This window comes from Pseudomonas sp. SHLD1 (genome assembly GCF_028640935.1).
Classification (GTDB): domain Bacteria; phylum Pseudomonadota; class Gammaproteobacteria; order Pseudomonadales; family Pseudomonadaceae; genus Chryseomonas; species Chryseomonas aestiva.
Genome location: NZ_JAQZAD010000019.1, coordinates 182,539 through 208,916 on the forward strand (window position 1 = coordinate 182,539; position 26,378 = coordinate 208,916).

General features: G+C 66.3%; 29 protein-coding genes. 16 read left to right on the forward strand and 13 right to left on the reverse strand.

What is annotated here, in order from left to right; genetic code table 11:
• Positions 1 to 3: 3 nt before the first annotated feature.
• A complete protein-coding gene (gene dapA, locus PVZ77_RS14950; RefSeq protein WP_310045612.1) occupies positions 4 to 879 on the reverse strand; it encodes a 4-hydroxy-tetrahydrodipicolinate synthase in 876 nt (291 codons plus the stop codon).
• Positions 880 to 1,228: 349 nt separating this feature from the next.
• Between dapA and PVZ77_RS14955 the strand changes: the two genes are divergently transcribed.
• From PVZ77_RS14955 to PVZ77_RS14965, 3 genes are all read left to right on the forward strand, one after another.
• Positions 1,229 to 1,705, forward strand: coding sequence for a GlcG/HbpS family heme-binding protein (locus PVZ77_RS14955; protein WP_273809229.1), 477 nt, complete (start codon positions 1,229 to 1,231; stop codon positions 1,703 to 1,705).
• A gap of 11 nt (positions 1,706 to 1,716) precedes the next feature.
• On the forward strand, positions 1,717 to 2,115 hold the full coding sequence (gene uraH, locus PVZ77_RS14960; RefSeq protein WP_027602718.1) for a hydroxyisourate hydrolase: 399 nt from the start codon (positions 1,717 to 1,719) through the stop codon (positions 2,113 to 2,115).
• A 263-nt stretch (positions 2,116 to 2,378) separates the two neighbouring features.
• Complete coding sequence (locus PVZ77_RS14965; RefSeq protein ID WP_273809233.1) at positions 2,379 to 3,200, forward strand: lipopolysaccharide biosynthesis protein; 822 nt, start codon at positions 2,379 to 2,381, stop codon at positions 3,198 to 3,200.
• 20 nt (positions 3,201 to 3,220) lie between these two features.
• On the opposite strand, the gene PVZ77_RS14970 is transcribed toward PVZ77_RS14965, so the two are convergent.
• The 3 genes from PVZ77_RS14970 to PVZ77_RS14980 all read right to left on the reverse strand — a co-directional run bounded on the left by PVZ77_RS14970 (position 3,221) and on the right by PVZ77_RS14980 (position 5,440).
• The gene (locus PVZ77_RS14970) at positions 3,221 to 3,658 is read right to left on the reverse strand and encodes a YqaA family protein (protein WP_273809647.1); all 438 of its coding nucleotides are present in this window, start codon (positions 3,656 to 3,658) and stop codon (positions 3,221 to 3,223) included.
• A 113-nt stretch (positions 3,659 to 3,771) separates the two neighbouring features.
• The gene (locus tag PVZ77_RS14975; RefSeq protein WP_273809234.1) at positions 3,772 to 4,311 is read right to left on the reverse strand and encodes a DsbA family protein; all 540 of its coding nucleotides are present in this window, start codon (positions 4,309 to 4,311) and stop codon (positions 3,772 to 3,774) included.
• Between the two features lie 85 nt (positions 4,312 to 4,396).
• Positions 4,397 to 5,440, reverse strand: coding sequence for an SDR family oxidoreductase (locus tag PVZ77_RS14980; RefSeq protein ID WP_273809235.1), 1,044 nt, complete (start codon positions 5,438 to 5,440; stop codon positions 4,397 to 4,399).
• A gap of 162 nt (positions 5,441 to 5,602) precedes the next feature.
• Between PVZ77_RS14980 and PVZ77_RS14985 the strand changes: the two genes are divergently transcribed.
• Positions 5,603 to 6,994 (forward strand): CoA transferase, encoded by a 1,392-nt coding sequence (locus tag PVZ77_RS14985; protein WP_273809237.1) that lies wholly within the window; start codon positions 5,603 to 5,605, stop codon positions 6,992 to 6,994.
• Between the two features lie 39 nt (positions 6,995 to 7,033).
• Here PVZ77_RS14985 and yghU read toward each other — a convergent pair whose 3' ends face one another.
• The 3 genes from yghU to PVZ77_RS15000 form a co-directional block, all read right to left on the reverse strand.
• On the reverse strand, positions 7,034 to 7,867 hold the full coding sequence (gene yghU, locus PVZ77_RS14990; protein ID WP_273809239.1) for a glutathione-dependent disulfide-bond oxidoreductase: 834 nt from the start codon (positions 7,865 to 7,867) through the stop codon (positions 7,034 to 7,036).
• Between the two features lie 119 nt (positions 7,868 to 7,986).
• Positions 7,987 to 8,889, reverse strand: coding sequence for an AraC family transcriptional regulator (locus PVZ77_RS14995; RefSeq protein ID WP_027596884.1), 903 nt, complete (start codon positions 8,887 to 8,889; stop codon positions 7,987 to 7,989).
• A 64-nt stretch (positions 8,890 to 8,953) separates the two neighbouring features.
• Positions 8,954 to 10,048, reverse strand: a complete 1,095-nt coding sequence (locus PVZ77_RS15000; RefSeq protein WP_273809241.1) for a GNAT family N-acetyltransferase/peptidase C39 family protein — start codon at positions 10,046 to 10,048, stop codon at positions 8,954 to 8,956.
• Positions 10,049 to 10,187: 139 nt separating this feature from the next.
• Here PVZ77_RS15000 and PVZ77_RS15005 point away from each other — a divergent pair, with 139 nt between their 5' ends.
• Positions 10,188 to 11,681, forward strand: coding sequence for a RimK family protein (locus PVZ77_RS15005; RefSeq protein ID WP_027596882.1), 1,494 nt, complete (start codon positions 10,188 to 10,190; stop codon positions 11,679 to 11,681).
• Positions 11,682 to 11,802: 121 nt separating this feature from the next.
• Here PVZ77_RS15005 and PVZ77_RS15010 read toward each other — a convergent pair whose 3' ends face one another.
• Together PVZ77_RS15010 and PVZ77_RS15015 are read right to left on the reverse strand one after the other, a co-directional pair.
• A complete protein-coding gene (locus PVZ77_RS15010) occupies positions 11,803 to 12,006 on the reverse strand; it encodes an SEC-C metal-binding domain-containing protein (protein ID WP_273809244.1) in 204 nt (67 codons plus the stop codon).
• A 1-nt stretch (position 12,007) separates the two neighbouring features.
• Positions 12,008 to 12,490 carry an LEA type 2 family protein gene (locus tag PVZ77_RS15015; protein ID WP_183630654.1) on the reverse strand — a complete coding sequence of 161 codons (483 nt, stop codon included), beginning with the start codon at positions 12,488 to 12,490 and terminating at the stop codon, positions 12,008 to 12,010.
• Between the two features lie 169 nt (positions 12,491 to 12,659).
• On the opposite strand from PVZ77_RS15015, the gene PVZ77_RS15020 reads away from it, so the two are divergent.
• Positions 12,660 to 13,220: a hypothetical protein gene (locus PVZ77_RS15020; RefSeq protein ID WP_273809245.1), complete on the forward strand. Its 561-nt coding sequence runs from the start codon at positions 12,660 to 12,662 to the stop codon at positions 13,218 to 13,220.
• Positions 13,221 to 13,232: 12 nt separating this feature from the next.
• Here the strand turns inward: PVZ77_RS15020 and PVZ77_RS15025 are convergent, their stop codons facing one another.
• Positions 13,233 to 13,706 (reverse strand): YchJ family protein, encoded by a 474-nt coding sequence (locus PVZ77_RS15025; protein ID WP_273809247.1) that lies wholly within the window; start codon positions 13,704 to 13,706, stop codon positions 13,233 to 13,235.
• Position 13,707: 1 nt separating this feature from the next.
• Positions 13,708 to 14,205 (reverse strand): DUF6231 family protein, encoded by a 498-nt coding sequence (locus PVZ77_RS15030; protein ID WP_273809249.1) that lies wholly within the window; start codon positions 14,203 to 14,205, stop codon positions 13,708 to 13,710.
• 135 nt (positions 14,206 to 14,340) lie between these two features.
• Here PVZ77_RS15030 and PVZ77_RS15035 point away from each other — a divergent pair, with 135 nt between their 5' ends.
• The 4 genes from PVZ77_RS15035 to PVZ77_RS15050 all read left to right on the forward strand — a co-directional run bounded on the left by PVZ77_RS15035 (position 14,341) and on the right by PVZ77_RS15050 (position 18,971).
• On the forward strand, positions 14,341 to 15,000 hold the full coding sequence (locus PVZ77_RS15035; protein WP_064306594.1) for an OmpA family protein: 660 nt from the start codon (positions 14,341 to 14,343) through the stop codon (positions 14,998 to 15,000).
• Positions 15,001 to 15,090: 90 nt separating this feature from the next.
• Positions 15,091 to 15,351, forward strand: coding sequence for a DUF1145 domain-containing protein (locus PVZ77_RS15040; protein WP_183630645.1), 261 nt, complete (start codon positions 15,091 to 15,093; stop codon positions 15,349 to 15,351).
• A 135-nt stretch (positions 15,352 to 15,486) separates the two neighbouring features.
• Positions 15,487 to 17,631 (forward strand): ATP-dependent DNA helicase DinG, encoded by a 2,145-nt coding sequence (gene dinG, locus PVZ77_RS15045; RefSeq protein WP_273809255.1) that lies wholly within the window; start codon positions 15,487 to 15,489, stop codon positions 17,629 to 17,631.
• A gap of 194 nt (positions 17,632 to 17,825) precedes the next feature.
• A complete protein-coding gene (locus PVZ77_RS15050) occupies positions 17,826 to 18,971 on the forward strand; it encodes a serine hydrolase domain-containing protein (RefSeq protein WP_273809256.1) in 1,146 nt (381 codons plus the stop codon).
• A gap of 184 nt (positions 18,972 to 19,155) precedes the next feature.
• Here the strand turns inward: PVZ77_RS15050 and PVZ77_RS15055 are convergent, their stop codons facing one another.
• Together PVZ77_RS15055 and PVZ77_RS15060 are read right to left on the reverse strand one after the other, a co-directional pair.
• Positions 19,156 to 19,749, reverse strand: coding sequence for an NYN domain-containing protein (locus PVZ77_RS15055; RefSeq protein ID WP_133859562.1), 594 nt, complete (start codon positions 19,747 to 19,749; stop codon positions 19,156 to 19,158).
• Positions 19,750 to 19,927: 178 nt separating this feature from the next.
• Positions 19,928 to 20,347 carry a hypothetical protein gene (locus PVZ77_RS15060; protein ID WP_273809259.1) on the reverse strand — a complete coding sequence of 140 codons (420 nt, stop codon included), beginning with the start codon at positions 20,345 to 20,347 and terminating at the stop codon, positions 19,928 to 19,930.
• Between the two features lie 327 nt (positions 20,348 to 20,674).
• Here PVZ77_RS15060 and PVZ77_RS15065 point away from each other — a divergent pair, with 327 nt between their 5' ends.
• From PVZ77_RS15065 to astA, 6 genes are all read left to right on the forward strand, one after another.
• A complete protein-coding gene (locus PVZ77_RS15065) occupies positions 20,675 to 21,520 on the forward strand; it encodes an OmpA family protein (protein ID WP_273809260.1) in 846 nt (281 codons plus the stop codon).
• 80 nt (positions 21,521 to 21,600) lie between these two features.
• Positions 21,601 to 22,248: a pyridoxamine 5'-phosphate oxidase gene (pdxH, locus tag PVZ77_RS15070; protein WP_273809261.1), complete on the forward strand. Its 648-nt coding sequence runs from the start codon at positions 21,601 to 21,603 to the stop codon at positions 22,246 to 22,248.
• Between the two features lie 133 nt (positions 22,249 to 22,381).
• Complete coding sequence (locus tag PVZ77_RS15075; protein WP_133859558.1) at positions 22,382 to 22,846, forward strand: hypothetical protein; 465 nt, start codon at positions 22,382 to 22,384, stop codon at positions 22,844 to 22,846.
• A 186-nt stretch (positions 22,847 to 23,032) separates the two neighbouring features.
• Positions 23,033 to 24,253, forward strand: coding sequence for an aspartate aminotransferase family protein (locus tag PVZ77_RS15080; protein ID WP_273809263.1), 1,221 nt, complete (start codon positions 23,033 to 23,035; stop codon positions 24,251 to 24,253).
• 62 nt (positions 24,254 to 24,315) lie between these two features.
• A complete protein-coding gene (gene aruF / locus PVZ77_RS15085; RefSeq protein ID WP_273809265.1) occupies positions 24,316 to 25,335 on the forward strand; it encodes an arginine/ornithine succinyltransferase subunit alpha in 1,020 nt (339 codons plus the stop codon).
• A gap of 26 nt (positions 25,336 to 25,361) precedes the next feature.
• The gene (gene astA, locus PVZ77_RS15090; RefSeq protein WP_273809267.1) at positions 25,362 to 26,369 is read left to right on the forward strand and encodes an arginine N-succinyltransferase; all 1,008 of its coding nucleotides are present in this window, start codon (positions 25,362 to 25,364) and stop codon (positions 26,367 to 26,369) included.
• The last annotated feature ends 9 nt before the right edge of the window (positions 26,370 to 26,378 follow it).

The following is a 26,378-nucleotide window of genomic DNA, read 5'->3' on the forward strand; positions in this document are numbered from 1 at the left end:
GGATCAGTCGCGGTAGATGGCCAGCAGGCCTTTGAGCTTGTGCACCGTGGCTTCGTCCAGCGGCGCGACCGGGGCCCGGCAGGGGCCGACCGGGACGTTGAGCAGGTCGGCAGCCTTCTTCAGTACCGACGGCATGGTGCCCAGGGCGAAGGCATCGCGCAGCGGGCGCAGCTTTTCCTGGGCGGCACGGGCGGTGGCGTGGTCGCCGGCCTGGAAGGCGTTCCAGATGGTCATGACGACCTGAGGTACCGCGTTGGCCGTGGCTGCCACCGCGCCATCGCCGCCGGCCAGCAGGTTCCAGTAGATGAGGGAATCGGTACCGGCGAAGACGGCGAAGTCATCGCTGCGATACTTCATCATCTGCACCAGGGCGTCGAAGTTGCCGGCGCTGTCCTTGATGCCCTTGATCTGCGGATGCTGGCTCAGGGTGGCGACGGCGCCGATGCCGATGGACATGCCGGTCTTGGCCGGAATGTTGTAGAGCATCAGCGGCAGGCTGGACGCATCGCCGATAGCCTCGTAGTGGGCGATCAGCTCCTTCTGGCTCACGGCGTTGAAGTAGGGGGTGATGACCGAGAGGGCGTCGACGCCACGATCCGTCATCTTTTTGTTCAGTTCGATCACTTCGTGCGTGGCGAAGGCACCGGTACCGGCTACGACCGGGACCCGGCCGCCCGCGGCGTCTACTGTGAGCTCGGCGATACGCAGCTTCTCGGCTTCGGACAGGGCGAAGAACTCGCCATTGGTGCCCAGGACGAATAGGCCGTGGATGCCGGCGCCGATCAGATTTTCGATCAGACCGCGCAAAGCGGTTTCATCGACGCGCTGTTGCGCGTCGAAGGGGGTGACGAGGGCGGGAACGATGCCGCGAAATTTCATGGTCATGCCTGCTTTGTGATTGTTCTGATCACAATAAAGCATGGAATGATCTAATCGATCAATAGTGGCCGGACAGTTTTGTGCGGTGACTGATCCAGGGCCGCGGCGGGACAGGACAGCATGCCGTTGGCCACCCGACCCGGCAGCCTGCTGGGTCTGCCCCCAGCAGTACAGCAACGCCGGTCGCAGGCCGTCGGGGTGATGCGGCTGCCTGGAGGCGCACGGGTTTTCGCTCGGACACCCAAACAGCGGTGCGCTGATCAACCTGACAAAATTGTCACGCGGCAGTACCCGTTCCTGACCGAACGATTAGGATAAGTTGGCGGGGTCATCTCCTGGACCTCGAATCATGTCGCGCTTCCTTTCCTCCCTCACCTTCACGTTGCTGGGCGCTGCCTTGCTCGGCCAGGCGCAGGCGGCGCTGCCGCAGCACCCCGATCTCGACCTCGCTGCCGCGCAGCGCCTGGCGCAGGCTGCACCCTGCAGCGCCGCGCTCGCGGTGCTCGACCGCAGCGGTCAACTGATCCTCCTGCAACGCGATACCCGCGTCGGACCGCACAACGCCGAGGCGGCGCGGCGCAAGGCCTTTACCGCCCTGTCCACCCGTACCCCGTCGCAGGCGCTGGCCGAGCGTGCCCGGCAGAACCCGGACGCCGCCAATCTGGTCACCCTGCCCGAATTGCTGCTGCTGGGCGGTGGCATCCCGCTCTATGAAGGCGACCAGCTGGTCGGCGCCCTGGGCATTGCCGGTGCCGGCGGTGGCGGGGCGGACGAGCGCTGTGCGCTGGCGGCCGCTGAACACCTCAACCTCACCTCTCATCCTTGAAGGAGATCTCCATGAAGACGTTCGTGCTGTTGTCTGGCCTGGCCCTGTCCGGCTTCGCGGTCGCCGCGCCCAATCCCCTGAGTGTCCATGTGCTCAACCTGGAAGACGGCAAGCCGTCGGCGGGGGTGCATGTGACCCTGGAGCGCCAGGTAGGGCAGGGCTGGCAGCCGCTGGCGGAGGAGGTCACCAACGAGCAGGGCCGGGTGCCGGCGCTGTTTCCCAAGGAAAAGACCTTCGAGAAGGGTGAGTACCGGGTGGTCTTCAAGACCGGCGACTACTATCGTCAGCAGGGCCGCAGCGCCTTCTTCCCGGAAATCCCCGTGGTGTTCGACGTCACCCAGCCGGAACAGCACTACCATATCCCGCTGCTGCTCAGCCCCTACGGCTTCAGCACCTATCGCGGTTCCTAGCGGCGAGGTCTCCCAGGCTAGGGCTTGGCAGTAGAGCCTGGGAGTTGTCTGGACAGCGGCGCAATGGCTGGAAGTCAGACTTTGTAAGGATCCGGATACAAGGTGGCGACGGACTTTTACCTGGGGTAGAAACCCAGCTGAGGTAGGTTCACGCACAATGGGATCCAGGGCTGCAGCGTTACGGAGTGCTGGATGCCGTCCCGCGGTCCGTCCGACCGCTAGGGTCGGCGTACCAGGTCATCGTCACTCCAGGGAGTCGCACCTTGTACCTGTCGCCCCTCTCGTTTCGGTCGGCCGAACCGGTCAGTTCGGCTTCTGGCGCCTTCGCTGCCTGCCGCAATGCCTACCGCGGCCCCGTGCTGCTGATGGCGTCGGGGCCTTCGGCGGGCAGGCTCAACCTGCCGGTCTGGCGGGACATTCCGGTCATCACCATGAATGGCGCCATCGCCAAGTTGCTGGGCAGTCCCCTGAGTCCTCTGTTCTACGTCTGCAGCGACCTCAGCTTCGCGCAGCAGCAACCCGAGCTCTATCGGCAGGGACTCGAGCGGGCTACCCGGCTGGCGCTCTGGCCGGAAGCCATCCAGGCCCTGCCGGCGGAACTGGCCGCCAAGGCACATCCGCTGCACCGTGCGCCAGCCACGCGCCTGGAGCACCACCTGGGCGCCGAGCAGGAACAGGCGCAACGGCTGCCCGCCTGGTTCAGTCGTCGCGCCCGGGATATCGGCTTCAGCTGCAACCTGGATTACGGCATCTTCGATGTCCGCACCGTGGCCTTTATCGCCCTGCAACTGGCCTATCACCTGGGATTCACCGAGATCTATCTTGCCGGCGTCGATCTCGACAGCGACCGTCCGCGGTTCTACGAGGATGGCCGCTCGCCGGCGTCGCCCTGCGGCCTCGACGAGCACCTGCACAGTCGCATCCTGCCCGGCCTGCAGGTCATGCAGACCGCGATGCGCGCCGCGGGTCGCCAGGTGTTCAATCTGTCGAACTGCAGTCGTATTCCCGCCGACCTGATTCCGCTTGCCGATCTCGCCGCCGTGGAAACGCGCTGGTTGTGGCGACGCCGGCGTCTGCCGGGTTAGCGACCGGCCGGCGAGCCGGCTCAGCGCCAGCCCTGGGTAAGGCCCCAGACCACGGCGTAGCGCGTGGCCTTGGCCAGGGTCACCACCACTAGAAAGCGCCACAGCGGTTCGCGCATGACCCCGGCCACCAGGGTCAGGGGATCGCCGATCACGGGCGTCCAGCTGAGCAGCAGCGACCACCAGCCCCAGCGCTGGTAGGCCGCCTGGATACGGGCAAGGCGTTGCGGCGACAGCGGAAACCAGCGGCGTTGGCGAAAGCGTTCGAGATGGGTGCCCAGCCACCAGTTCAGCGTCGAGCCGGCGACATTGCCCAGCGTCGCGGCCAGCAGCAGAAGGGCCGTCGCATAGCGCTCGGTGAGCAGCAGTCCGGCCAGGGCCGCTTCCGATTGCAGGGGCAGCAGGGTGGCCGCGCCAAAGGCGAGGGCGGCCAGACCCAGGTAGACGCTCAGGGCTTCCAGGATGCAGCTCCAGCAGGGAAAGCCATGAGGGGGCTGTCTCGGGTCGGGACGAAGCCGCCGAGCATAGCGCGAGTAGCCGGGCTACGCTGCCTCCCGGCCCTGAGCCCTCCTGCTCAACCCAGCCGAGCGAGCCAGTCCGCGACCGAGTCCCCGCTGCTGATGTCGGGCTGCACCAGGCCATCGATCATGAAGGTCGGCGAGACGTGGATGCCGTTCTGCCGGGCGTACTTGCAGTGCCACTTGATGGCGTGCTGCAGGTCCGGATTGGCGAAGGCGTCGGCCAGGGCCAGGCCGCTGTAGCCTTCCAGGCGCGCGATGATGTCGTTGGGCGTGGCGTCGCGGTTGGGTCCGGTGGCGTGATCCTTGAATTCGAACTCCTCGCGATGGGCCGCCACCGCGGCCAGCACCGCCTTGGCGCTTTCCTTGCCGCCGTCGAGGGTGGCGGCGGCCAGCACGCAGCGCACCACGACGCCGGAGAACAGGTGCCAGGGTTGGGATTGCAGACGGATCTTCAGGGTGATCCGCTCGGGGCCGGCCTGGGCCAGCAGGTCGTCGAGCTTGTTGAAGGCCCTGACCGAAAAGGGGCAGGTGGGCTCGAGAAAGACTTCGAAGGTGCGGGGACCGTGGCCCCAGGTGAGGGTGTCGGCGTACAAGGCAGGACTCCTATGGCGAGGCGATGGGGTTGAGACCGCACGCCGTCCCGGGCGTTTTTCCTCACCCGGGACAACGCGGGATGCCTCAGGGAATCAGCCGCCGCCGACGCATGTCCTCCAGGTGCGCGAGCAGGACCTCGTCCGATCTCAGGGTCATCCGCGCGAAGCCGGCCTGCCGCGCCTTGGTCACGTCAAAGATGGCGTCCCTCTCGACATGAAAGATGAAGTCGCCGAAGGCCCCGGGTGCGATCCGCTCGGGATCGGCCTCGGCCAGTCCTTCGCGCTGCGCCAGCCCCTGCCACACCGGCTTCAGCGCGGTCAGGCGCTGGGCCAGGGAGATGGGTTGCGGCTCGCCCACGTCCAGCCCGAACCAGTCGGCCAGCTGCGGCCAGACGTGACTCCAGCGAAAGACATCGCCATTGGTGAGATTGAAGGCGCCATCGCGCTCCTCTTCGGCGGCCCAGACCGCGGCTTCACCCAGCAGCGGCGCGGCGGTGACGTTGACCAGGGCGCCGCGATAGGCCTGCTCCGTTCCGGGGAATTGCATGGCGGTGCCGGTCGCCTTGCACAGGGCGCCGTAGAGACCGATCAGGTTGCCCAGGTTCATGGCCGAGCCCAGCGAGTGACCGATGACGATGTCGGGGCGCAGGGCGGTCCAGCGAATGCCGTCGGCTTCGAGGCTGCGCACGAAGTCTTCATGGCGGAAATAGAGGTTGGGTGGGAAGTGGCGGCTGTCGTCCTCGCGGGCTGGGGTCTTGTACACCCCCAGATGGGCGCCATAGATCTTGCCGCCCTGGACGAAGGTGATGCGAGCCAGGGGGGCGCCGGCACCGCGTACCGCGTCGACCAGGTTCTCCAGCATGGCGGCATTTTCGTCCGCCTCGACGCCCGGGTCAGGGTTGGGCTTGAGGGCGCTGTAGAAGAGATGGGTCACGCCGGCGAGATCGGCCTTGGCTGCGGCCAAGCTGTCCGGGTACAGCAGGTCGGCCGTCAGGTGCGGAAAGCGACTCGGTGCCTGTTGCGAGCGGCCGACGGTGGTGATGGACCAGCCGGCCTTGGCGAAGGCTTCCAGCACGGCCTGGCCGATGATGCCGCTGGCGCCGGCGATGAGGAGCTGTCGTTCGGTCATGGGGTCTCCCGATAGCGTGGGTGGGCTGATGAAGGGGAGACCCAGGCAGAGGGCGATTTGTCCCCGTGTCGGGCTGGACGGTAGGTGGACGAAAGTCGGTGCCCTGCTCGCGCAAGCAGAGTTACTGTGAGAGCTCTGTCTGCTGCCGCGGAGGACCGTGCCTTGACCCACCCGTCCCGTACGCCTGCCATCTTTCAATCCCTGCTCGGCGAGTTCGTCACCGCCCTGGATCTGCCTACCGCCCAGGCGGCAAACCTGCAGGTCCGGGGCAACGACAGCCTGGCCTCTTGCTTTCCGGTCAGCGACCTTGCCACGGCGGCGATCGGGGTCGCCGGCCTGGCTGCCGCCGACCTGCTGGCCGAAGGGGCACCCGGATTGCCGGTGCAGGTGGACCGGCATCTAGCCGCGGCTTGGTTCAAGACCACCTTGTGTCCCCTGGGCTGGGGGCTGCCCACCGTCTGGGACCCGATCACTGGCGACTACCGCACCCGAGATGGCTGGCTGCGGCTGCACGCCAATGCGCCTCATCACCGCGAGCGTGCCCTTGCCATGCTCGGCTGCGCCAATAGCCGCGACGCTGTGGTAAAGGCCATGGCGGGCTGGTCGGGCGAAGCCCTGGAGACGGCCATCGTCGCCGCGGGTGGCTGCGCGGCGAGACTGCAAACCCAGGCGGAGTGGCAGGTGCATCCCCAGGGGCAGGCCGTTCGCGCCGAACCCCTGATCGCCCAGGAATGGACAGCCGCGGATATCGCCAGCCGTTGGCACCCCGATCCACAACGTCCGTTGCAGGGCATCCGCGTCCTCGACCTGACCCGCATTCTCGCCGGGCCGATCGCCACCCGCCTGCTGGCCGGGCTGGGCGCCGAGGTGCTGCGGATCGATCCGCCCGACTGGGACGAACCGCCCCAGGCACCCGAGGTGACCCTGGGCAAGCGCTGCGCGCGACTGGACCTGCGCCGGCCGGCCGACCGCCGGGTATTCGAAGCCTTGTTGGGGGACGCGGATGTCCTGGTGCATGGCTATCGCGCCGACGCTCTAGAGCGGCTCGGCTATGGCAGCGCCGAGCGCCGGGCGTTGAATCCGGCGCTGATCGACGTGTCCCTGTGCGCCTACGGCTGGACCGGGCCCTGGGCCCTGCGGCGCGGCTACGACAGCCTGGTGCAGATGTCCTGCGGCATCGCCGCGGCCGGGCGCGACTGGCAGGGCGGTGAGCAGCCGGTACCCTTGCCGGTGCAGGCGCTCGACCATGCCACCGGCTATCTCATGGCAGCCGCCGCCCTTCGCGGGCTGGCGCGGCGTCAAAGTGAGGGGCAGGCATTGACGGCACGGCTGTCCCTGGCCCGTACCGCCTGGCTGCTGACCGAGCGGCCAGGCGCAAACGGCGGATCGGCGTATCGAGGACCCGCGAAGGGGGACTACGGTGACGCTCAGGAACCCACCGCCTGGGGACCGGCGTTGCGCTTGCGGGCGCCGCTCCGAATGGGCGAGGTCGAGCTGCAGTGGCGTCGCCCCGCGACACGCCTCGGCTCCGCCACCGCGGACTGGAGTCGCTAGCGGCGGCGGAGCCATTCCGCCGCCGTCCGCTCTGCCGGATTAGTCGAAATCGCTGGCCGAATGCCGTTCGGCCAGTTGCTCGCCCGGCTCGCCCCAGGTGCGATTGACCCGCCGCCCGCGCTGCACCGCCGGCCGCGCGGCAATGGCCTTGGCCCAGCGCTGCACATGGGTGTAGTCCTGCACCGAGAGGAATTCCGCGGCGTTGTACAGTTGGCCCAGCACCAGGTTGCCGTACCAGCTCCAGATGGCGATGTCGGCGATGCCGTATTCCTCGCCGGCGACATAGCTGCGCTCGGCCAGCAGGCGGTCGAGTACATCGAGTTGGCGCTTGGCTTCCATGGCGTAGCGGTTGATGGGGTATTCGAGCTTTTCCGGCGCATAGGCATAGAAATGCCCGAAGCCGCCGCCCAGGAAGGGCGCCGAGCCCATCTGCCAGAACAGCCAGTTCAGTGTCTCGGTGCGTCCGGTGTGATCCTTCGGGATGAAGGCGCCAAAGCTGTCGGCGAGATAGAGCAGGATGGCACCGGACTCGAAGACGCGCAGCGGCTCGGCGCCGCGGCGATCCACCAGGGCCGGGATCTTGGAATTCGGATTGATCTCTACGAAGCCGCTGGAAAATTGCTCGCCCTCGCTGATGCGGATCAGCCAGGCGTCGTATTCGGCGTCGCCATGTCCGGCCGCCAGCAACTCTTCCAGCAGGATGGTCACCTTCATGCCGTTTGGCGTGCCCAGCGAATACAGCTGGAAGGGATGCTCGCCAACCGGCAGCTTCTTGTCGTGGGTCGACCCGGCGATGGGGCGGTTGATGCTGGCGAAGTTGCCGCCGGAGGTGGTAGGGGTCCAGACGCGTGGGGGCGTGTAGGGTTCGCTCATGATGGCTCTGTCCTCGGTCGCACGGATGGGTAGTTCGATCATAACCGAACTTTGCGCCAGGTCTGTTCAATGGCTCTCAAGCTGGCAACAAACCGGATCCAGGAAAGCCGCTCACCCGCTCAAGCGTTCTGTTCGGTCAGGCGCTGCACCGTCAGGGTGCGGTACTGGCGTGGGGTCATGCCCTTGAGCTGGTGGAAGCGTCGATTGAAGTTGGAGATGTTGTTGAAGCCGGCCTCGAAGCAGATGTCGGTGACTGGCATGCTGCTGTGGGAGAGCATCTCGCAGGCCTTGCTGATGCGCAGGCTGTTGACGAATTCGACGAAGGTGCGACCGGTGGCCTGACGGAAGAAGCGCGAGAAATAGGTGGGCGTCATACCCAGGTGTTCGGCCACTTCTTCCTGCGTGAAATCACGCTGGTAGTGATCGAAGATGAAATTCAGCGCCCGGTTGGTGCGATCCACCGCCTGTTCGCTGGCCGTGGCCGGCTCGACGCTGCCCGACAGCAGCTGGTAGCGCTCCGAGGTGGCCAGCGCTTCCATCAGCACCAGGAAATGGCCGAGGCGGGTGGCGCCGCCACTCTCCGAAATCTGTTGCAGCAACGCCTCGGCGCGGGCGATCAGCTGCGGATCCTGGAATTCGATGCCGTAGCGGGCGCGCTCCAGCAGCGGCGCCAGGCCGCTGAGTTCGGGAAACACCGCCGTGGCGTTATCCACGGTCTCGTTGGTGAAGTTGACCAGCATGTCGCGCTTGGCCACCACCTCGCCCTCGGCGACGCGGCTGATCCAGTTGTGCGGCAGATGCGGACCGGTGAGGAACAGGCTGCCCGGGTAGAAGTTGCCGATGTAGTCGCCGATGAAGGCGGTGCCCGAACTGGCCACGATCAGGTGCAGCTCGTATTCCTTGTGGAAATGCCAGCGCACCAACGGACAGGGAAAGCCATGCTCCCGATAGATCACCGAGTGACCGCTCAGGTCTTCCATCAACTCATAGGAAGGATTGCGCTTGCGCAGGGACTGACTCATGGGCGACCCGCCAATCGAGGTGGTCCTGATCCTGGCCCTGTTCGCCCTGGCGCGCAACCCCGCATCAGCCCACCCGCAGGATCACCGCCGCGCGCAGCTTGCCACGGCCGAAGCGACTCATCTTGTCGAACTCGGCGTGGGACACCGGGATGTGCTGGCAGTCCAGTTCGCGGCGGTGCTGGCTGTGGTCGACATCGGGATCGTGCAGGTAGACGAAGTCCTCGTCGCAGTCGGTGACCAGCACCCAGTGCGGCCCCTTGGCCTTGGTCAGCCGGAAGGAGCTGATCAGTACTAGCGGGAAGGCGCCCTGGTTGACCCAGTGGGCGATGTCCAGGCGCGTCCGGTAGAGACGCTCGATGGGCGATTGCTTGACCTCGGCGCTGAAGTCCTCGTGCACCAGGCGCATGACCTCCTTCTTTTCCTCGCTACGCACGCCGTCGAGGAACAGGGGCCCCCGGGTATTGACCTGCAGCGTGACCTTGAAGCCCCGGTGCAGTGCGGCCAGGGCCAGGCCATGGGGGCCGCAGCCGCCGTGCCCGGCGGTCATGTAGATGGTGGTGGCTTCGCGCCACAGCCGCAGTTCCTCGCGGCGCTCCAGCGGCCGGCCCGGTTGCAGGGCGCCCATGGCCATCAGCAGGCTGGCCGGGCCGCAGGTGAAATCGGTGGTCTGGCGATAGAAGGGCACCGGACGGGCCTGGCCTTCGCGCGGCTGGCGGATGCGCTTTTCGAAGCGCAGGGCCTGGCTGTGGTCCTCGTAGTAGTCCTCCACCGTGGCGAAGGGCAGGTAGCCGTTGCGCTCGTAGAGGGCGATGGCGGCGGCGTTGTCCGGGCGGACCTCCAGGCGCAGGTAGGCGCAGTCGCGCTCCACCGCCTCGGCTTCGGCAGCCTCCAGCAGGCGCTGGCCCAGGCGATGGCCGCGCGCCTCGGGATCGACGGCGATGGAATAGAGACGCGCCAGCGAGGTGTTCTGGTGGAACAGCACCAGGGCGTAGCCCGCCACCTGGCGGTCGTTTTCCGCCAGGATCAGCACGGCGTTTGCCCGGGTGAGCATGTAGTGGAAATTGCGCCGGGAAAGGCGGTCATAGCTGAAGCAGCGCGCTTCCAGATCGACCAGCGCCGCCAGATCGTCCAGCCCGGCGGGCCTGAGCGTGAAACTCATCGCGAAGGATTCTCCTGGAGCAGAGCGGGCAGCCTGGCATGGTTAAGCAACGGTTAATAGCACCCGCGTTACAACAGTTGGAGTGGTCCGGCGGCATCCGGGTTTCCGCCGGGACCACGCCCCGCAACCAGGAGGTCCAGTGAGCAAGCTGTATATCGTCGTGGAACGCAAGGAAGACTGGTCGTCCTACTATCCCAGCGAAGACGTCATCACCGCCCAGGAATACCTGGAGCAATCCAACGAACAGGACAATGGCAAGCGGGTGCAGGTGATCAACCTCTGCCGCAGCCAGAAGTACCTCGGCCACGGCTACTACTGCTCGCTGCTCGCCGAAGCCCGGGGGCACAAGGTCATCCCCTCGGTGCGTACCATCAGCGAACTGGCGCGCAAGTCGCTCTATGGCCTGGCACTGGAGGACCTGGACAAGCTGCTGACCAAGGCGCTCGCCGGTCATCCCTATGGCAGCGCCGACGGCTTCACCCTGACGCTCTATTTCGGCAACACCGACATCGCGCCCCTGCAGGACTTGGCTCGCCAGGTATTCGAGGCCTTTCCCTGTCCGCTGCTGCTGGTGGAGTTTCGCCGCGACCGCGCCGGCTGGCACATCGGCGGCCTCAAGCTGGGCAGCATCCACAAGCTGCACGAACAGCAGGAAGACCTCTTCGCCAACGCCCTCGACGGCTTCAGTCGCCGCGTCTGGCTCAAGCCGGGGCGGCGTGAAAAATACCGTTTCGACCTGGCCATCCTGCATGACCCCAAGGAAGCCTTTCCGCCGTCAGATGCCAAGGCACTGAAGAATTTCGTGCGCGTCGGCAAGCACCTGGGGCTGGACGTGGAGCTGATCGAAAAGAAGGATTACGCGCGATTGGGTGAATTCGACGCCCTGTTCATCCGCGAGACCACCGCCATCGACCACCACACCTATCGCTTCGCCAAGAAGGCCGAAAGCGAGGGTCTGGTGGTGATGGACGATCCACGCTCGATCCTCAGATGCACCAACAAGGTCTACCTGGCCGACCTCCTGCGCGCCCACAAGCTGGACATGCCCGCCACCGAGATCCTCTACAAGGACAACCCCGGCCAGCTCGAAGGCCTCGGCGAGCGCCTGGGCTTCCCGCTGGTGCTGAAGATCCCCGATGGCTCCTTTTCCCGTGGCGTCATCAAGGTCGAGGACGCGGCGCAGCTGCGCAAGGCCAGCGCCGAGCTGTTCGAGCGCTCGGTGCTGCTCCTGGCCCAGGAATTCTTCTACACCGAATACGACTGGCGTATCGGCGTGCTCAACCAGGAACCGATCTTCGCCTGCCAGTACTTCATGTCCAAGGGGCACTGGCAGATCTACGACCACAGCGCCAGCGCGACCGAGGTCAGCGGCGATTTCCGGACCCTGGCGGTGCAGGATGCGCCCCATGCCGTGGTCGAACTGGCGGTACGCACCGCCAACCTGATCGGCGACGGTCTCTATGGCGTGGATCTCAAGCAGGCGGGCGACAAGCTGGCGGTGATCGAGGTCAACGACAATCCCAACATCGATTGCGGGGTCGAGGACCTGGTGCTCAAGGACGATCTCTACGCCCTGGTGCTGGAGGAATTCATCCGGCGGCTGGAGTCGCAACGCGGCGGACAGCCCTGGTAACGCGCCAGGGTCGCGGAGGGGTAGGTTGGGCTGAGACGGCGCTATCGTCGAAGCCCAACATGGCAGGGTCAACCCAGGCTGTTGGGCTTCGCTGCGCTCAGCCCGACCCGCCGGGAAGTGCTCAGGCGCCGTGGCACTTCTTGAATTTCTTCTCGCTGCCGCAGGGGCAGGGATCGTTGCGACCCACTTCCTTCAGCGGATTGCGCACCGGTTCCTGGGCATGGCCATGGTTGCAGTGCGGGCCATGCACATGATGCGCATGACCGTGATCATGCTGATGGTCATGGTCATGATTGCAATCGGGACCGTGGACGTGTTGGTTCATCTCATAACTCCGGGATGTAGGCGCCAGGCACGAACTGCCCCTGGCGAGAAAAATGGACACTGCGCCCGAACAGCCAGCCGGTCTTCACGCGACCGCGCAGGCGATAGTTGATCGGCTGGTTGGGGTCTTCCAGCATGCGACCGACGTCCTTCACATAGCGCCACAGGTTGGTCTGCACCGGTACCGAAAAGCTGCGCTGACCATTGGCCGGCACCGACGAATGCAGGTTGGCGGTCCCCTGGGACAGCAGCAGATCGTTCAGGTAGACCGTGTAGGCCAGGTTGCGCACGGGCAGGGTGCTGTCGTTGGGATTCTGGACGCGGAAGTGCAGCACGAAGTCCTGGCTCCACAGCCGTGCGCGGATCAGCTCCACGCCGGTCAGTTCGACCTGGGGCTCCTCATAGTTGCGCCCGATGTAGGTACAACCGCCAAGGCTGCTCAGCAGGACGCCGAGCAGGGTGATGAACAAGGCCTGGCGAAGCATGCGGCACTCCCGTTTTCTGCGCAGTTTAACAAGCACCGATTGCTGCACAAGTCGGGGCCGCTTCGGCACAGGCTAACAAAAAAACGCCTGGGCCAGGCGACCGTGCGGACTGGACCCCTCCGGCGCGACGTTGCATCCTGCAGCTCTTGCCGTGACCGAGGAGGTCGTCATGTCCGCCGTGCTCTATGAAATCGCCTTCCAGGGCGAACTGGTCGCTGGCGCCGATGCGCAGCAGACCCGACAGAATCTGATGCGGCTGTTTCAGGCGGATGAACAGCGCATCGCCGTGCTCTTCTCCGGTCGCCGCATGATTATCAAGAATCGCCTCGACGCCGCCACCGCCGAGCGCTATCGCGCCACTCTGGCCCAGGCCGGGGCGCTGGTCGAGGTGGCGCCCATGGCCGAGACGATCGAGGCGGCTGCGGCGCCCGTCGAGACCCGGGAGCCAGCTGCCAAAGCGCCCACCGCCGCGTCTTCCACCGAGCGCGGATCGCTGTCGGTCGCTCCCCGGGATGCCGTGATGGCGGCCTTCGCCGATGTCCAGGCACCAGATTTCGGCCTGGCACCGGTAGGCGCCGATCTGCAGGATGAGGCCGCGCCGGTGGCGCCGCCGCGGGTCGATCTGTCGCACCTGAGCCTGGCGCCGGTGGGCAGCGATCTGGGGCCGGCGTCCGAGGCGCTACCGGTGGCGGTGCCGGATACCGATCACCTGACGCTGGTCAGGGAGTGAGCGCGGCCGGCGTTACAGGAAGCCGGCGCAGCACTTCTTGAACTTTGCGCCGCTGCCGCACAGGCAGGCGTCGTTGCGACCCGGCAGCGGCCTGGCGGTTGGATCGAGAAAGTACCAGCGTCCTTCACGCTGGACGAAACCCGAGCGCTCTTCATGACGATGGGCGCCGCGCCCATCCTCCCAGCGCGCCACGAAGCTGACCCGCGCATGGGCGGGATCGCCCGGCTCGGGGCGATGCTCCAGCACCTGCAGACCCTGCCAGCGACTGCCCAGACTCCAGGCCGTCAGGGCTTCCCTGTCCAGCTGTCCCTGCTGCGCAGGCGCCGTGGTGGCCACCAGATAGTCGATCAGCCCCAGCACATAGGCGCTGTAGCGCGAGCGCATCAGGCGCTCGGCATCGGGCGCCGGAGTGCCGGCATGAAAGGCTCCGCAACAGTCGCCGAGCGAGAGGTCCGAGCCACAGGGGCAGGGGGCCATGGAGTGCATGTCACCACCAGTACTTGCCGAAATTCTGCGGATTGGCCCAGAACCGGGCGTTGAGCCAGTCCGGGACCTGCTTGTAGTCGTGCAGATCATAGCTGAACAGGGTGACCACCTGACCGTCGCGGGCGAAGCGCTCGCTGGCCTGTAGGGCCAGGGCGTAGAAATCCGTCAGCTGCCATTCGCTGGCCGTCAGGTCCACCAGCACCGCCAGGCGCGAGGTATTGAGGTTGCGCAGGCCGCCGAGCAATTCGCGGCCCTGGCGCAGCGGCAGATGCTCCAGGCAATCGGCAAGGATCACCAGATCGTAGCGTTCGGCCAGTAGGCTCGGATCGCCCAGGGGGACCGCGGCCTGCACCAGCTGGCAGTGGGGATGGGCCTCGGCATAGGCCTTGAGCGCCGGTAGCGGCTCACGCGCCACGCAGAGCAGACGAGCCGGCTGATGATGTTCGAGCAGGCCTGCCAGAGCCTGTTGCGGGGTACGGGACGAGAATATGTTTGCCATTAAGGGAACCCTAATCAAATCGCGATTGACTAAGCAACCAGCGTTGTCAAGATGTGTACGCCACCATTAGTCTGACAGCGCCATAAAACGAAAGACGAGCCTAACTCGCGGCACCCGGTCTATAGGAGACCCTTCATGAGCAAGAGCATCGCAAGGACAGCTTTACCCCTCATCCTGGCAAGCACCGTGCTGGCTGGTTGTGCGGGCGGCGTACAGAAATCCGATTGGCCGGTCTGCGCAGCCGTAGGCGCCCTGGTCGGCGGCGCGGCGGGCGCTACCCAGAGCGGTAACGTAGCCGGCATGGCGGCCCTGGGCATAGGTACCACCGCCGGCGCCTACTGCTGGGTGCATGGCAAGGGCAACGAGCAGGTCGCCCGCATGGAGCCCGCTCCGGCCCCGGCTCCGGCGCCCGCACCGGCTCCCGCACCGGCACCGCTGCCCAAGCAGGAAGTGATCACCGCCCGTGATCTGCACTTCGCCTTCGATTCCGCCGAAGTCAGTCCGCAGGATCGTGCTCAGCTCGACGGTATCGCCGGTCGTCTGCGTGGCGAAGCCGCCAGCACCCGCCTGTCGATCACCGGCCACACCGACAGCAAGGGTACCGACGCCTACAACCAGCGTCTGTCCGAGCGTCGCGCCAAGTCGGTCAGCAACTACCTGATCCAGGCCGGTGTGCCGGCAGCCAGCGTCGTCTCCGTGAAGGGCATGGGCGAGCGTCAGCCGATCGCCACCAACGAGACCGCTGAAGGCCGTGCCACCAACCGCCGCGTCGAAATCCAGATCGACCGCGAGTGATGCACCGGCGGCGGACCCTGGTCCGCCGCCTTTACTTTCTCCGGCTCCAGGCGTTATGGTCCGATCCATCTCGTCCTCCTGCTGGAATCCATGAAAACCCTGTCCCTTACCGGCAAAGTTCTCCTCCTGCTGTTCTGGCTCGCCGCAGCCGCCGCTATCGCTCTGCCTCTCGCTCGTCCCTTTCCCCAATTGCTCGCCCTGGTCGCTCTGGCCCTGCTGCTCCTGCACCTGGGTGAAGTCTTCGCCAGCCGTCGTGCCCTGCGCCTGCGCCGCCATCCCTGGCTTGATCGTCTGAGCCTGCTGATCTTCGGCGCCTTTCATCGGCTGCCCCCGCAGCTGCCGGGTGCCTGAACGGCCGGCGACCTCAACGTCGGGCGCATCCTGGCGACAGGCGCGTTATCATAGCGCCCAAGATCCATTACTGTAGATGCATACAGCGCTCGTCCGCCGGACGTGGCGCTGCTTTGCCATCGCCCGGAACCAGGCATGCTCAGCACCGAACTCAAGACCCAGATCCAGGGCGCCTACACGCGTTTCCTCGAAGCCAAGTCGCTCAAGCCACGCTATGGCCAGCGGCTGATGATCGCAGAGACCGCCAAGGGCCTGGGTGGCATCGCCCAGGACGAGGAGGGCCATCGCGAAGGCGAGCCCGCCGTGGTGGCGGTGGAGGCAGGTACCGGTACCGGCAAGACCGTGGCCTATGCCCTGGCCGCCATTCCCGTGGCCAAGGCGGCCGGCAAGCGCCTGGTGATCGCCACGGCGACGGTGGCGCTGCAGGAGCAGATCGTGCACAAGGACCTGCCGGACATCCTGCGCAACAGCGGGCTGTCCTTCAGCTTCGCCCTGGCCAAGGGGCGGGGTCGCTACCTGTGCCTGTCCAAGCTGGACATGCTGCTGCAGGAGGGCCAGGCGCAAAATGCCACCGCCCAGCTGTTCGCCGAGGATGGCTTCAAGATCGATGTGGACGAGGCGTCCAACGAACTGTTCGGCAAGATGATCGAGCGCCTGGCCGGCAATCGCTGGGACGGCGATCGCGACAGCTGGCCGGAAGCCATCGAGGACGTCCAGTGGTCGCGCATCACCACCGACCATAGCCAGTGCACCAATCGCCATTGTCCGAATTTCCAGCAGTGCGCCTTCTACCGGGCGCGCGAAGGCATGACCAAGGTCGATGTCATCGTCACCAACCATGACCTGGTGCTGGCCGACCTGGCCCTGGGCGGCGGCGCCATCCTGCCCGACCCTCGCGACACCCTCTATGTGTTCGACGAAGGCCACCACCTGCCGGACAAGGCCATCGGCCACTTCGCCCATTTCACCCGGCTGAGATCCACCGCCGAGTGGCTCGAGCAGATCGCCAAGAACCTCACCAAGCTCCTTGCCCAGCACCCCTTGCCCGGCGATCTCGGGCGGCTGGTGGAGCAGGTGCCGGAGCTGGCGCGGGAGATCCGCACCCAGCAGCAATTCATGTTCACCGCCTGCGAGGCGCTGGCGGATTTTCGCGCGGGCGAGGACATGGAAGGCCGCGAGCGACCGCGGCACAGATTCGTCGGCGGGGTGATCCCCGAAGACCTGCGGGAAATGGGCATCGAGCTGAAGAAAGGCTTCGCCAAGCTCACCGACCTGTTCACCCGCCTGACCGAGATGCTCAAGCAGGCCATGGATGGCGAATCCAGCATTGGCCTCGCCAGCTACCAGGCCGAAGAGTGGTATCCGCTGTTCGGCAGTCTGCTGGCGCGATCCCAGGGCAACTGGGAGTTGTGGACGGCCTTTACCTGCGAAGACCCGGAAGACAGCCCGCCCATGGCGCGCTGGATGACCCTTGCCGAAGCGGGGTCGCTGTACGACATCGAGGTCAACGCCAGCCCCATCCTCGCCGCCGAAATGCTGCGCCGCCACCTGTGGAATGTCGCCTACGGCGCCCTGGTGACCTCGGCGACCCTGACCGCCCTGGGCACCTTCGACCGCTTTCGCATGAGATCCGGCCTGCCGCGCTCGGCGGCCACCGCCGTGGTGCCCAGTCCGTTCCGCCATGCCGAGGCCGGGGTGCTGCGGGTGCCGGATCTCAAGGCCGATCCGCGCAACGCGGCCGAGCACACTGCTGCCATCGTTCGAGAGTTGCCGGCCATGCTCGAAGGCGCGCGTGGTGCCCTGGTGCTGTTTTCCTCGCGGCGGCAGATGCAGGACGTCTTCGATGGCCTGGAGCGCGACTGGCGCAAGCGGGTGCTGATCCAGGGCAACCTGTCCAAGCAGGAGACCCTGAACAAGCACAAGAAACGCGTCGACGATGGCGAGGCCAGCGTGCTGTTCGGCCTGGCCAGCTTCGCCGAGGGGGTCGACCTGCCGGGCGCGTATTGCGAGCACGTGGTCATCGCCAAGATTCCCTTCGCCGTGCCGGACGATCCGGTGGAAGCCGCCCTGGCCGAGTGGATCGAGGCGCGCGGCGGCAATCCCTTCATGGAGATCGCCGTGCCCGACGCCTCGCTGCGACTGATCCAGGCCTGCGGTCGGCTGCTGCGCACCGAGCAGGACAGCGGCACCATCTCGCTACTGGATCGCCGCCTGGTGACCCAGCGTTACGGCAAGGCCATCCTCAATGCCCTGCCGCCGTTCCGGCGGGAGATCCAGTAATTGGCGGCTAGGGTTACGCTAATTCGTAGGTTGGGCTGAGACGGTTCCATCGTCGAAGCCCAACGGATCCGGCGCCGACGCAACAGCTGTTGGGCTTCGCTGCGCTCAACCCAACCTACCGCGACCTTTGGCAGTGGCCGTATTAGCGGACCGTCTGACCCACGGCGCCAGAGCATCACCAGTAAGGAAAACCCATGACCGTCCACGGCTATCACGATCTGAGATTCGAATCCGTCCGCGAAGCCTTCGCCGAGTTGCTCGCGGCCAGCCAGACCCGCGGAGCGGCGCTGTGCGTCCAGGTCGGCGGTGAAACGGTGCTGGATCTCTGGGGCGGCATGGCCGACAGGGACGGTCAGACCCCCTGGCACACCGATACCCTGCTCAATCTGTTCTCCTGCACCAAGGCCTTCACCGCGGTGGCGGCGCTGCAGCTGGTGGAGGAGGGCAAGCTGGCCCTCGATGCCCCGGTCGCCGAACGCTGGCCGGCATTCGCCGCCGGCGGCAAGGGCGACATCACCCTGCGACAGTTGCTCAGCCACCGCTCCGGCGTCTCCGCCTTGCGCGAACGCCTGGCGGGTGACGCCCTGTACGACTGGGACACCATGACCGCTGCGGTTGCCGCCGAGGCACCCTGGTGGACGCCCGGCACTGCCCATGGCTATGCCCCCATCACCTTTGGCTGGCTGCTCGGCGAACTGATCCGTCGCGCCGACGGCCGTGGCCCGGGCGAGGCCATCGTGGCCCGGACCGCCGAGCGCCTGGACCTGGATTTCCACATCGGCCTGCCGGCCAGCGAAGACGAGCGCGTCGCCCATATCGTGCGCGGCAAGGGCGTGCTGGGCGATGCCGCCGCGCAGCGCCTGCTCAAGACCACCATGAGCGACCCCGCGGCTCTGCCGACCCTGGCCTTTGGCAATCCGTCCGGAGTGCTCACCAGCACCAACAAGGCCGAGTGGCGCCGCTTCCAGCAGCCGGCCGCCAACGGTCACGGCCATGCGCGCAGCCTGGCGGGCTTCTATGCCGGTCTGCTGGCCGGCGATCTGCTGGAATGGGAGACCCTGAGCGAGGCCCTGGTGGAGCACAGCCAGGGCGAGGACCGGACCCTGCTCACGCCGACCCGCTTCGGCCTGGGCTTCATGCTCGATCAGCCTGACCAGGCCAATGCCACCTACGGCCTCGGTCCCCAGGCCTTCGGCCATCCGGGGGCGGGTGGCTCGACCGGCTTTGCCGATCCGGAGCGCGAGGTGGCCTTTGGCTTCGTCACCAATACCCTCGGCCCCTATGTGCTGATGGATCCGCGCGCCCAGGCCCTGGCGCGCGCGGTAGGGGAGTGCCTCTAGGCTTTGTCTGGAAAGTGCCTGCGCTCAGCCATGCTGCGTTAAAAATCCGCTGGATCGCCAACCCGGCCGGAATGCTCATTTACCACTTGTGAACGCGAGCGCGAGCCCGGTCCACTTCCTCACGGATTTTTGCCTTGCCTAACCTTCGCTCGGCGACTTTTCAGACAAGCCCTAGCCCAGTTGGCTAACGGGCGATGGCCGCCTCGATGTCCTTGAATTCGATCACCCGGACATAGGGCGCGATCTCGCCGCTGATGGAGAAGTGCGCGCCGATCACCGTGACCTCGACCCCTTCGTTTTCCACCAGGTACTGCACCACCTCGTGGAAATCGCCGTCGCCCGCCACTAGGTAGAGCTTCTTCCAGCCGCGCTTGGCATGGGAGCGCATCAGGTTGAAGGCCAGGCCGACATCCACGCCTTTCTGGCTCTTGGTGGTGTACTGCTCGCCGGTTACCGGATGCAGTATCGGCCCGCCACCCACAGAGGCAGGCCACTCATGAGCCTTGCTCTGCAGCCAGTAGAGCTTGACCCTGAGACCGGCGCCCTTGGGTGGCGCGGAGCTCAGAAACTTGTTGAAGCCGGTCTGGGCGATGGTGGGCGGGTCGCTATCGCAGTTGAAGTAGTAGGCGTCGCCTATGGGTTCGCCCGCATCCTCTTCAATGAAAAGCCGTAGCTTGAGATAGTCGAATTTCGCGCCATAGACCGAACCATTCCAGGCGCTCAGTGCATAGGCACCGTCGACAAACCAAGCGACGCCCGTTCGAGTTGTAGTTGCCATCGTATTGCTGGGACCAGGTTTTTTTACCGTTGATGGGCGCACACCCGCACGCGGGATACGCGGCGCCTATTGTGGGCTTAATTCCCGGTTTGCGCCTCAGGTAACGCGAGGGGATTCCAAACGCTGCGATCTAGAGCGTCCGCCAGGGTGGAAAAATGGCCCTGGACGGCGAAAGAGGTCAGGTCGCCGTGGCTTCGCGGCCGTCATTGGCGTGGGGCGCATCGATGATCAGCGCGCTCTGCAGCAGGCGAATGCGCGGCGCCACGTGGTAGGCGCCATCGTCGTCATGCCGCAGGTAGAGGCGCTCGCAGCCCAGACACCGCCATACCGTGCTCTGGTTGTAGGGATAGAAGCGCGGCGCGATGGGGGCGTCAGCTGACCAATAGTGAGTACCCGCCGGGTGGTACTCCGCGATGATGGCGTCCTCGGGTGCGTGACGCGCCAGGGTGCCGATCTGCGCGAACTCCGTTTCCCGGTAGCCCACCGGCCAGGCCGTCCATCCCGACAGATCCCGCTGCAGACAGCGACAGTCACGGGTAATGGCTGCGGCGCTGGCAGCCAGCCGCTCCAGGGTCGCGACATCGATGAGTCCTTCCACAGTCCAGCCTCCTGGCGGGTAGCCATGCCTTGAAAACAACCTGCGCTCGCCGCTGACCCACCGGCATCACATTGGTAGGGGTTCGCCGGCGGCATTCCAGTCCTGCGTACCCCTGGCGCGACGCCAGGGTTCGCCCGGATTGTCCTTCGCTCGCCGCCAGAGGCACTGCCACTGGTCGGCACAGGCGCAAATTTCGTGACTCCACCGCTTTGCCCGGCGTAGGTTTGCGGCCACAATCTCGAAACTACTTTAAGTTCACTCATGCCGCCGGCTCTGGCCGGGGCATTGATTCACTCTGTCCTCCGGCTCGCCGATGGGAAACTTTGCATGAAGCTGATCAAATCCACCACCCTCATTCTTTGCATGGGCGTATCCGCCTGCAGCTCCTTCCAGGGCACTGGCGACCAGGCCGCCGCGCCTGCCAAGCCGGGCAACGCCCAGGCCAGCACCGCCGCCAGTGGCAGCCACTGGTGGTGGCCGTTCGGTGCTGGCGACCAGGCGGCCGAGCCGGCCAAGCCCGTAGCCAAGGCGGCCGAGCCCAAGGCTGACGCCAAGGTCACGGCGAGGGCGCCCGCCGTCAAGTCCGAACAGGCCGCTCCGGCAGGCGAGAAGGGCAGTCGCTGGTGGTGGCCCTTCGGCAGCGAAGACGTGAAGCCCCTGGCCAAGGCGGAAGTCCTCAAGCCGGTACCGGTCAAGGTCAGCAAGGCCTGGCTGGATGAGCACGAGCAGAAGCTGCGCGTCGCCGTGGCCGGCAGCAATGTCAAGGTCGAGCGTCGCGACGACGCCCTGGTACTGATCACGCCGGTGGACAGCTCCTTCAACCCGGATCGCGCCGAGATGCTGCTGCCGGTGATGCTCGGCCCGCTGTCGCGCTCGGCCAAGTCGGTGAGCGTGGATGAAGACAGTGCCGTCATCGTGCTCGGCTTCAGCGACAGCACCGGCGCCGCCGCGCTCAACGACAAGATCAGCCTGCAACGCGCCCAGGCCGTTGCGGCGATCTTCCGTCTCAGCGGCTACAGCGGCAATCGCCTGATCGTGCGCGGTCTGGCCGCCGCTCATCCGCGCGCCGACAACACCACCGCCGCCGGTCGTGCCGTCAACCGCCGCGTCGAGGTACTGATCCAGCCGCGCGCCACCGTGCTGGCCAGCCTGCAGTCGCTGGCGGCGCGCTAGCGACAAAGCTTGTCCTGAAGCAGGCGAGGCGGGCGGGACTTAGTTAAGCTAGGTCGATACCGACCTAGCAGGAGACTTCCATGTCACCGTCCCTCGCCGATATGCGTCGCGACTACACCCGCGACGGCCTGACCGAAGCCCAGGCGCCCGCCGATCCCTATGCCCTGTTCGGGCAGTGGTTCGAAGAGGCGGTGCGCACCGAGCAGCCTCCTGTCGAAGCCAATGCCTGCTGGCTGGCCACCGTCGATGACGAAGGCCAGCCCCATTGCCGCGTGCTGCTGCTCAAGGGCGTCGATGCCCAGGGCTTCGTCTTCTATACCAATTACGACAGCGCCAAGGGGCAGCAGATGGCCGCGCAGCCGCGTGCGGCCATGACCTTCTTCTGGCCGGCGCTGGAGCGCCAGGTGCGGATCGAGGGCCGGGTGGAGCAGGTGTCCGCCGAGGAATCCGACGCCTACTACCGGGTCCGTCCACTGGGCAGTCGCCTGGGTGCCTGGGCCTCGCCGCAGAGCCAGGCGATTGCCGATCGGCACGAGCTGGAACAGCGCCTGGCCGAGGTGCAGCGGCGCTTCGCCGACGGTGATCCCAGCCGGCCGCCGTTCTGGGGTGGCTATCGCCTCAAGCCACAGCGCATCGAATTCTGGCAGGGGCGCTCCAGCCGCCTCCACGATCGGCTGGATTACCAGCGCGTAGAGGGTGGATGGCAGCGCCAGCGCCTGGCACCTTAAGGCGTTCGCAAGGTGCCGAGGTTACAGTCGCCGGAAACCTCCCCGGATGCCCTGGGTCAAGGATAATAGCGATCTGCGCCCGTACCGCTGCCCGGTACGACCAGTGTCTTTCAACTGCCCCTGGAGTTGCCCCATGAACAGAGTCCTTCAGCTCGCCGCTTCCCTGACCGCCGTCGCCCTGCTGGCCGGCTGCGCCTCCGATCAGTCCGGCGACGTCTATTCGCGCGATGAGGCCCGGCAGGTGCAGACGGTCCGTACCGGTACCATCACCGCCCTGCGTCCGGTCACCATCGAAGGCACCAAGTCGCCCGTTGGCGCCGGTGCCGGTGCCGTGGTCGGTGGCATTGGCGGTAGCGCCATTGGCGGCGGGCGTGGCAGCTTCGTCACCGCCATCATCGGCGCGGTAGCCGGCGGCCTGCTGGGTGCGGCCACCGAAGAAGGCTTCACCAAGGCCAGCGGTGTCGAGATCACCGTGAAGGAAGACGACGGCGGCTCCCGCGCCTATGTGCAGGCGGTCAACAAGGGCGAGATGTTCCGCGTCGGCGAGCGGGTGCGCATCATGACCGTCAACGGCACCAGCCGCGTCGCGCCCAACTGATCTTCCGGGCGTACCCGAAGGTACGTCCATGCCCTTCCAGAGCGGGTGTCCGAATCGCTAGACTGCGAGTCGGACGCCCGTTTGCGTTTTCGCCCGTAAATAGTTGTCGCCTGGGCGCAATGCCGCGCCTGGAGGTCGTCCTACAATCCCCCTCAGTCACCGCCGTGATCGGCAGGAGAAATCCCGATGTCCGCTTCTCAACCCAATGTGCAACGCGCCGCCTTCGATGAGGTGATGGTCCCGACCTACGCCCCCGCCGCGTTCATTCCGGTGCGAGGAGAGGGTTCCCGCGTCTGGGATCAGGCCGATCGCGAATACGTCGACTTCGCCGGCGGCATCGCCGTCAGTGCCCTGGGCCATGGCCATCCCGCGCTGATCAAGGCCCTGACCGAGCAGGCCGGCAAGCTCTGGCATGTATCCAACATCTACACCAACGAGCCCGCGCTGCGCCTGGCACGCAAATTGGTGGACCATACCTTCGCCGACCGGGTGTTCTTCGCCAACTCCGGCGCCGAAGCCAACGAGGCGGCCTGCAAGCTGGCCCGTCGCTATGGTCACGATGTCAGCGGCGGCAGTCGCTACGAGATCGTTGCCGCCACCAACAGCTTCCATGGCCGGACCCTGTTCACCGTCAGCGTCGGGGGGCAGCCCAAGTATTCCGATGGCTTCGGTCCCAAGATCGAGGGCATCCGCCACGTGCCCTACAACGACCTGGCCGCCCTCGAAGCCGTGGTTTCGGACAAGACCTGCGCGGTCATCCTCGAACCCATCCAGGGCGAGGGCGGCGTGCTGCCGGCCGACCAGGCCTACCTGGAAGGCGCGCGTCGCCTGTGCGACGCCCAGGGCGCCCTGCTGATCTTCGACGAGGTGCAGAGCGGGGTCGGTCGCAGCGGTCATCTCTACGCCTACCAGCACTATGGCGTGGTGCCGGACATCCTCACCACCGCCAAGAGCATCGGTGGCGGTTTCCCGCTGGCAGCCATGTTGACCACCGAGAAGGTCGCCCAGCACTTCAGCGCCGGCGTGCACGGCAGCACCTATGGCGGCAATCCGCTGGGCTGCGCCGTGGGCGCCGCGCTGCTGGACATCGTCGCCACCCCGGAAACCCTGGCCGGGGTCGCCGCGCGCCATCAGCGCTTTGTCGCCGGTCTGGAGCAGCTCAATGCCCGCTATGGCCTGTTCGAACAGATTCGCGGCCTGGGGCTCCTGATCGGCGCGGTGCTCAACGACCGCTGGAAAGGGCGTGCCAAGGACATCGTCACCGCCGCCAACGAGGAAGGCCTGATGATCCTGCAGGCCGGTCCGGACGTGCTGCGCATGGCGCCAAGCCTGATCATCTCCGACACCGATATCGACGAAGGCCTCGCCCGCCTGGATCGCGCCCTGGCGCGACTCACCCAGGGCTAATCTCCGGACGCGGGACGCGTACCGCCGGCATCCAGGGATGGATCCGTACACAAGGAGTTCTCATGCTGGTAATGCGCCCTGCGCGCGCGGCGGATCTGCCCCTGGTCCAGCGGCTCGCCGCGGATAGCCCGGTTGGCGTCACCTCGCTGCCCGACAACCCAGAGCGGTTGCGCGACAAGATCCGCACCTCGGAGTCATCGCTGGCGGCCGAGGTGGGCTTTCATGGCGAGGAGAGCTATTTCTTCGTGCTCGAAGACACCCGCAGCGGCGAGTTGCTGGGCTGTTCGGCCATCGTCGCCTCGGCCGGATTCTCCGAGCCCTTCTACAGCTTTCGCAACGAGACCTTCATCCATGCCTCGCGCGAGCTGAAGATCCACAACAAGGTCCATGTGCTGTCGCTCTGTCACGACCTGACCGGCAACAGCGTGCTGAGCAGCTTCTACGTCCAGCGTCCGCTGCTCGACACGCCCCACGCCGAACTCAATTCCCGCGCCCGCCTGCTGTTCATGGCCGCCCACCCGGCGCGCTTCGCCGAGACGGTGGTGGTGGAAATCGTCGGGCTGGCGGACGACGACGGCGAATCGCCGTTCTGGAACGGGGTGGGGCGCAACTTCTTCGACATGGACTACGCCGCCGCCGAGCGCCTGTCCGGGCAGAAGAGTCGTACCTTTCTGGCCGAACTGATGCCGACCTATCCGCTCTATGTGCCCCTGCTGCCCGACAGCGCGCAGGAGGCCATGGGCCAGGTGCATCCCCGTGCCCAGATCACCTTCGACATCCTCAGCCGTGAAGGCTTCGAGACCGACAACTACATCGACATCTTCGATGGCGGTCCGACCCTGCACGCCCGCACCACGGCCATCCGCTCCATCGCCGAGAGCCGCCTGGCGCCGGTGAGCGAAGGTCTCCCGGCCGGCGACGAGGCGCCCTGGTTCCTGGTCGCCAACGACGGCCTGGAAAACTTCCGGGCGCTGGCCACGCCGCTGCGCTGGACGCCTGGCGAGTCCGTCGTCCTTTCCCCCGAGCAGATCGCCACCCTGGAGATCGCCGAAGGCGACCGGGTTCGTCTGGTAGCGCTGTAGCCGACCCTAGCGTCTTTGGAGGTCCGATGATCGTCCGTCCCGTCACCCGTGCCGATGTGCCCGCGCTGCTGCAGCTGGCGCAGGCGGCCGGCGCCGGTCTCACCACCCTGCCGGCCAGCGAAGAACGCCTGGCACAGCGGGTGGAAAATGCCGAGCGCAGCTTTCTGCGTCAGGTCGAATCCGCCGATGCGGATTATCTGTTCGTCCTGGAAGAGGACGGCGAAGTCATCGGCATCGCCGGGATCGCCGCCGCCCTGGGCCTGCGTGAGCCCTGGTACAACTACCGGGTTGGCCTGACGGTGAGCGCCTCGCGCGAGCTGGACATCCACCGGCAGATCCCCACGCTGTTCCTGGCCAACGACATGACCGGCAGCTCCGAACTCTGCTCGCTGTTCTTGCGCGCGGATCGGCGCGGCGGCGCGGCCGGGCGCCTGCTGTCCAAGTCGCGCTTCCTGTTCATCGCCGAATTCCGCGAGCTGTTCGCCGAGCGCATCATCGCCGAATTGCGCGGCATGTCCGACGACCAGGGTCGGTCACCCTTCTGGGAGGCCCTGGGCCGCCACTTCTTCAAGATGGAATTCTCCCAGGCGGACTATCTCACCGGCATTGGCAATCGCGGCTTCATCGCCGAGCTGATGCCGCGCTTTCCGCTGTACACCTGCTTCCTGTCGCCCGAAGCGCGCCAGGTGATCGGCCGGGTACACCCGGACACCGAGGCCGCGCGCCGGCTGCTGGAGGCCGAGGGCTTCAACTACCAGGGCTATGTCGACATCTTCGACGCGGGTCCGACCGTCGAGGCCGAGACCGCCAAGGTGCGCGCCATCCGCGACAGCCAGCGCCTGGTACTGGCGGTCGGCACGCCCGGCGACGATGCCGAGGTCTATCTGATCCACAACCGCAAATGCCAGGACTGCCGCATCACCAGTGCTCGCGCGCGCGTGGCTTCCGGCACCCTGGTGGTCGATCTGGCCACTGCCCGCGAACTGCGGCTGATGGCCGGCGCCCAGGTGCGCGCCGTGCGCCTGATGCCTTGAGGAGCGCTC

Coding starts and splice junctions, on each gene's coding strand:
- dapA (WP_310045612.1), bottom strand. CDS start 879: ATGAAATTTCGCGGCATCGTTCCCGCCCTCGTCACCCCCTTCGACGCG.
- PVZ77_RS14955 (WP_273809229.1), top strand. CDS start 1,229: ATGTCGCGCTTCCTTTCCTCCCTCACCTTCACGTTGCTGGGCGCTGCC.
- uraH (WP_027602718.1), top strand. CDS start 1,717: ATGAAGACGTTCGTGCTGTTGTCTGGCCTGGCCCTGTCCGGCTTCGCG.
- PVZ77_RS14980 (WP_273809235.1), bottom strand. CDS start 5,440: ATGACCGAACGACAGCTCCTCATCGCCGGCGCCAGCGGCATCATCGGC.
- yghU (WP_273809239.1), bottom strand. CDS start 7,867: ATGAGCGAACCCTACACGCCCCCACGCGTCTGGACCCCTACCACCTCC.
- PVZ77_RS14995 (WP_027596884.1), bottom strand. CDS start 8,889: ATGAGTCAGTCCCTGCGCAAGCGCAATCCTTCCTATGAGTTGATGGAA.
- PVZ77_RS15000 (WP_273809241.1), bottom strand. CDS start 10,048: ATGAGTTTCACGCTCAGGCCCGCCGGGCTGGACGATCTGGCGGCGCTG.
- PVZ77_RS15010 (WP_273809244.1), bottom strand. CDS start 12,006: ATGAACCAACACGTCCACGGTCCCGATTGCAATCATGACCATGACCAT.
- PVZ77_RS15015 (WP_183630654.1), bottom strand. CDS start 12,490: ATGCTTCGCCAGGCCTTGTTCATCACCCTGCTCGGCGTCCTGCTGAGC.
- PVZ77_RS15020 (WP_273809245.1), top strand. CDS start 12,660: ATGTCCGCCGTGCTCTATGAAATCGCCTTCCAGGGCGAACTGGTCGCT.
- PVZ77_RS15025 (WP_273809247.1), bottom strand. CDS start 13,706: ATGCACTCCATGGCCCCCTGCCCCTGTGGCTCGGACCTCTCGCTCGGC.
- PVZ77_RS15030 (WP_273809249.1), bottom strand. CDS start 14,205: ATGGCAAACATATTCTCGTCCCGTACCCCGCAACAGGCTCTGGCAGGC.
- PVZ77_RS15035 (WP_064306594.1), top strand. CDS start 14,341: ATGAGCAAGAGCATCGCAAGGACAGCTTTACCCCTCATCCTGGCAAGC.
- PVZ77_RS15040 (WP_183630645.1), top strand. CDS start 15,091: ATGAAAACCCTGTCCCTTACCGGCAAAGTTCTCCTCCTGCTGTTCTGG.
- dinG (WP_273809255.1), top strand. CDS start 15,487: ATGCTCAGCACCGAACTCAAGACCCAGATCCAGGGCGCCTACACGCGT.
- PVZ77_RS15050 (WP_273809256.1), top strand. CDS start 17,826: ATGACCGTCCACGGCTATCACGATCTGAGATTCGAATCCGTCCGCGAA.
- PVZ77_RS15055 (WP_133859562.1), bottom strand. CDS start 19,749: ATGGCAACTACAACTCGAACGGGCGTCGCTTGGTTTGTCGACGGTGCC.
- PVZ77_RS15065 (WP_273809260.1), top strand. CDS start 20,675: ATGAAGCTGATCAAATCCACCACCCTCATTCTTTGCATGGGCGTATCC.
- pdxH (WP_273809261.1), top strand. CDS start 21,601: ATGTCACCGTCCCTCGCCGATATGCGTCGCGACTACACCCGCGACGGC.
- PVZ77_RS15075 (WP_133859558.1), top strand. CDS start 22,382: ATGAACAGAGTCCTTCAGCTCGCCGCTTCCCTGACCGCCGTCGCCCTG.
- PVZ77_RS15080 (WP_273809263.1), top strand. CDS start 23,033: ATGTCCGCTTCTCAACCCAATGTGCAACGCGCCGCCTTCGATGAGGTG.
- aruF (WP_273809265.1), top strand. CDS start 24,316: ATGCTGGTAATGCGCCCTGCGCGCGCGGCGGATCTGCCCCTGGTCCAG.
- astA (WP_273809267.1), top strand. CDS start 25,362: ATGATCGTCCGTCCCGTCACCCGTGCCGATGTGCCCGCGCTGCTGCAG.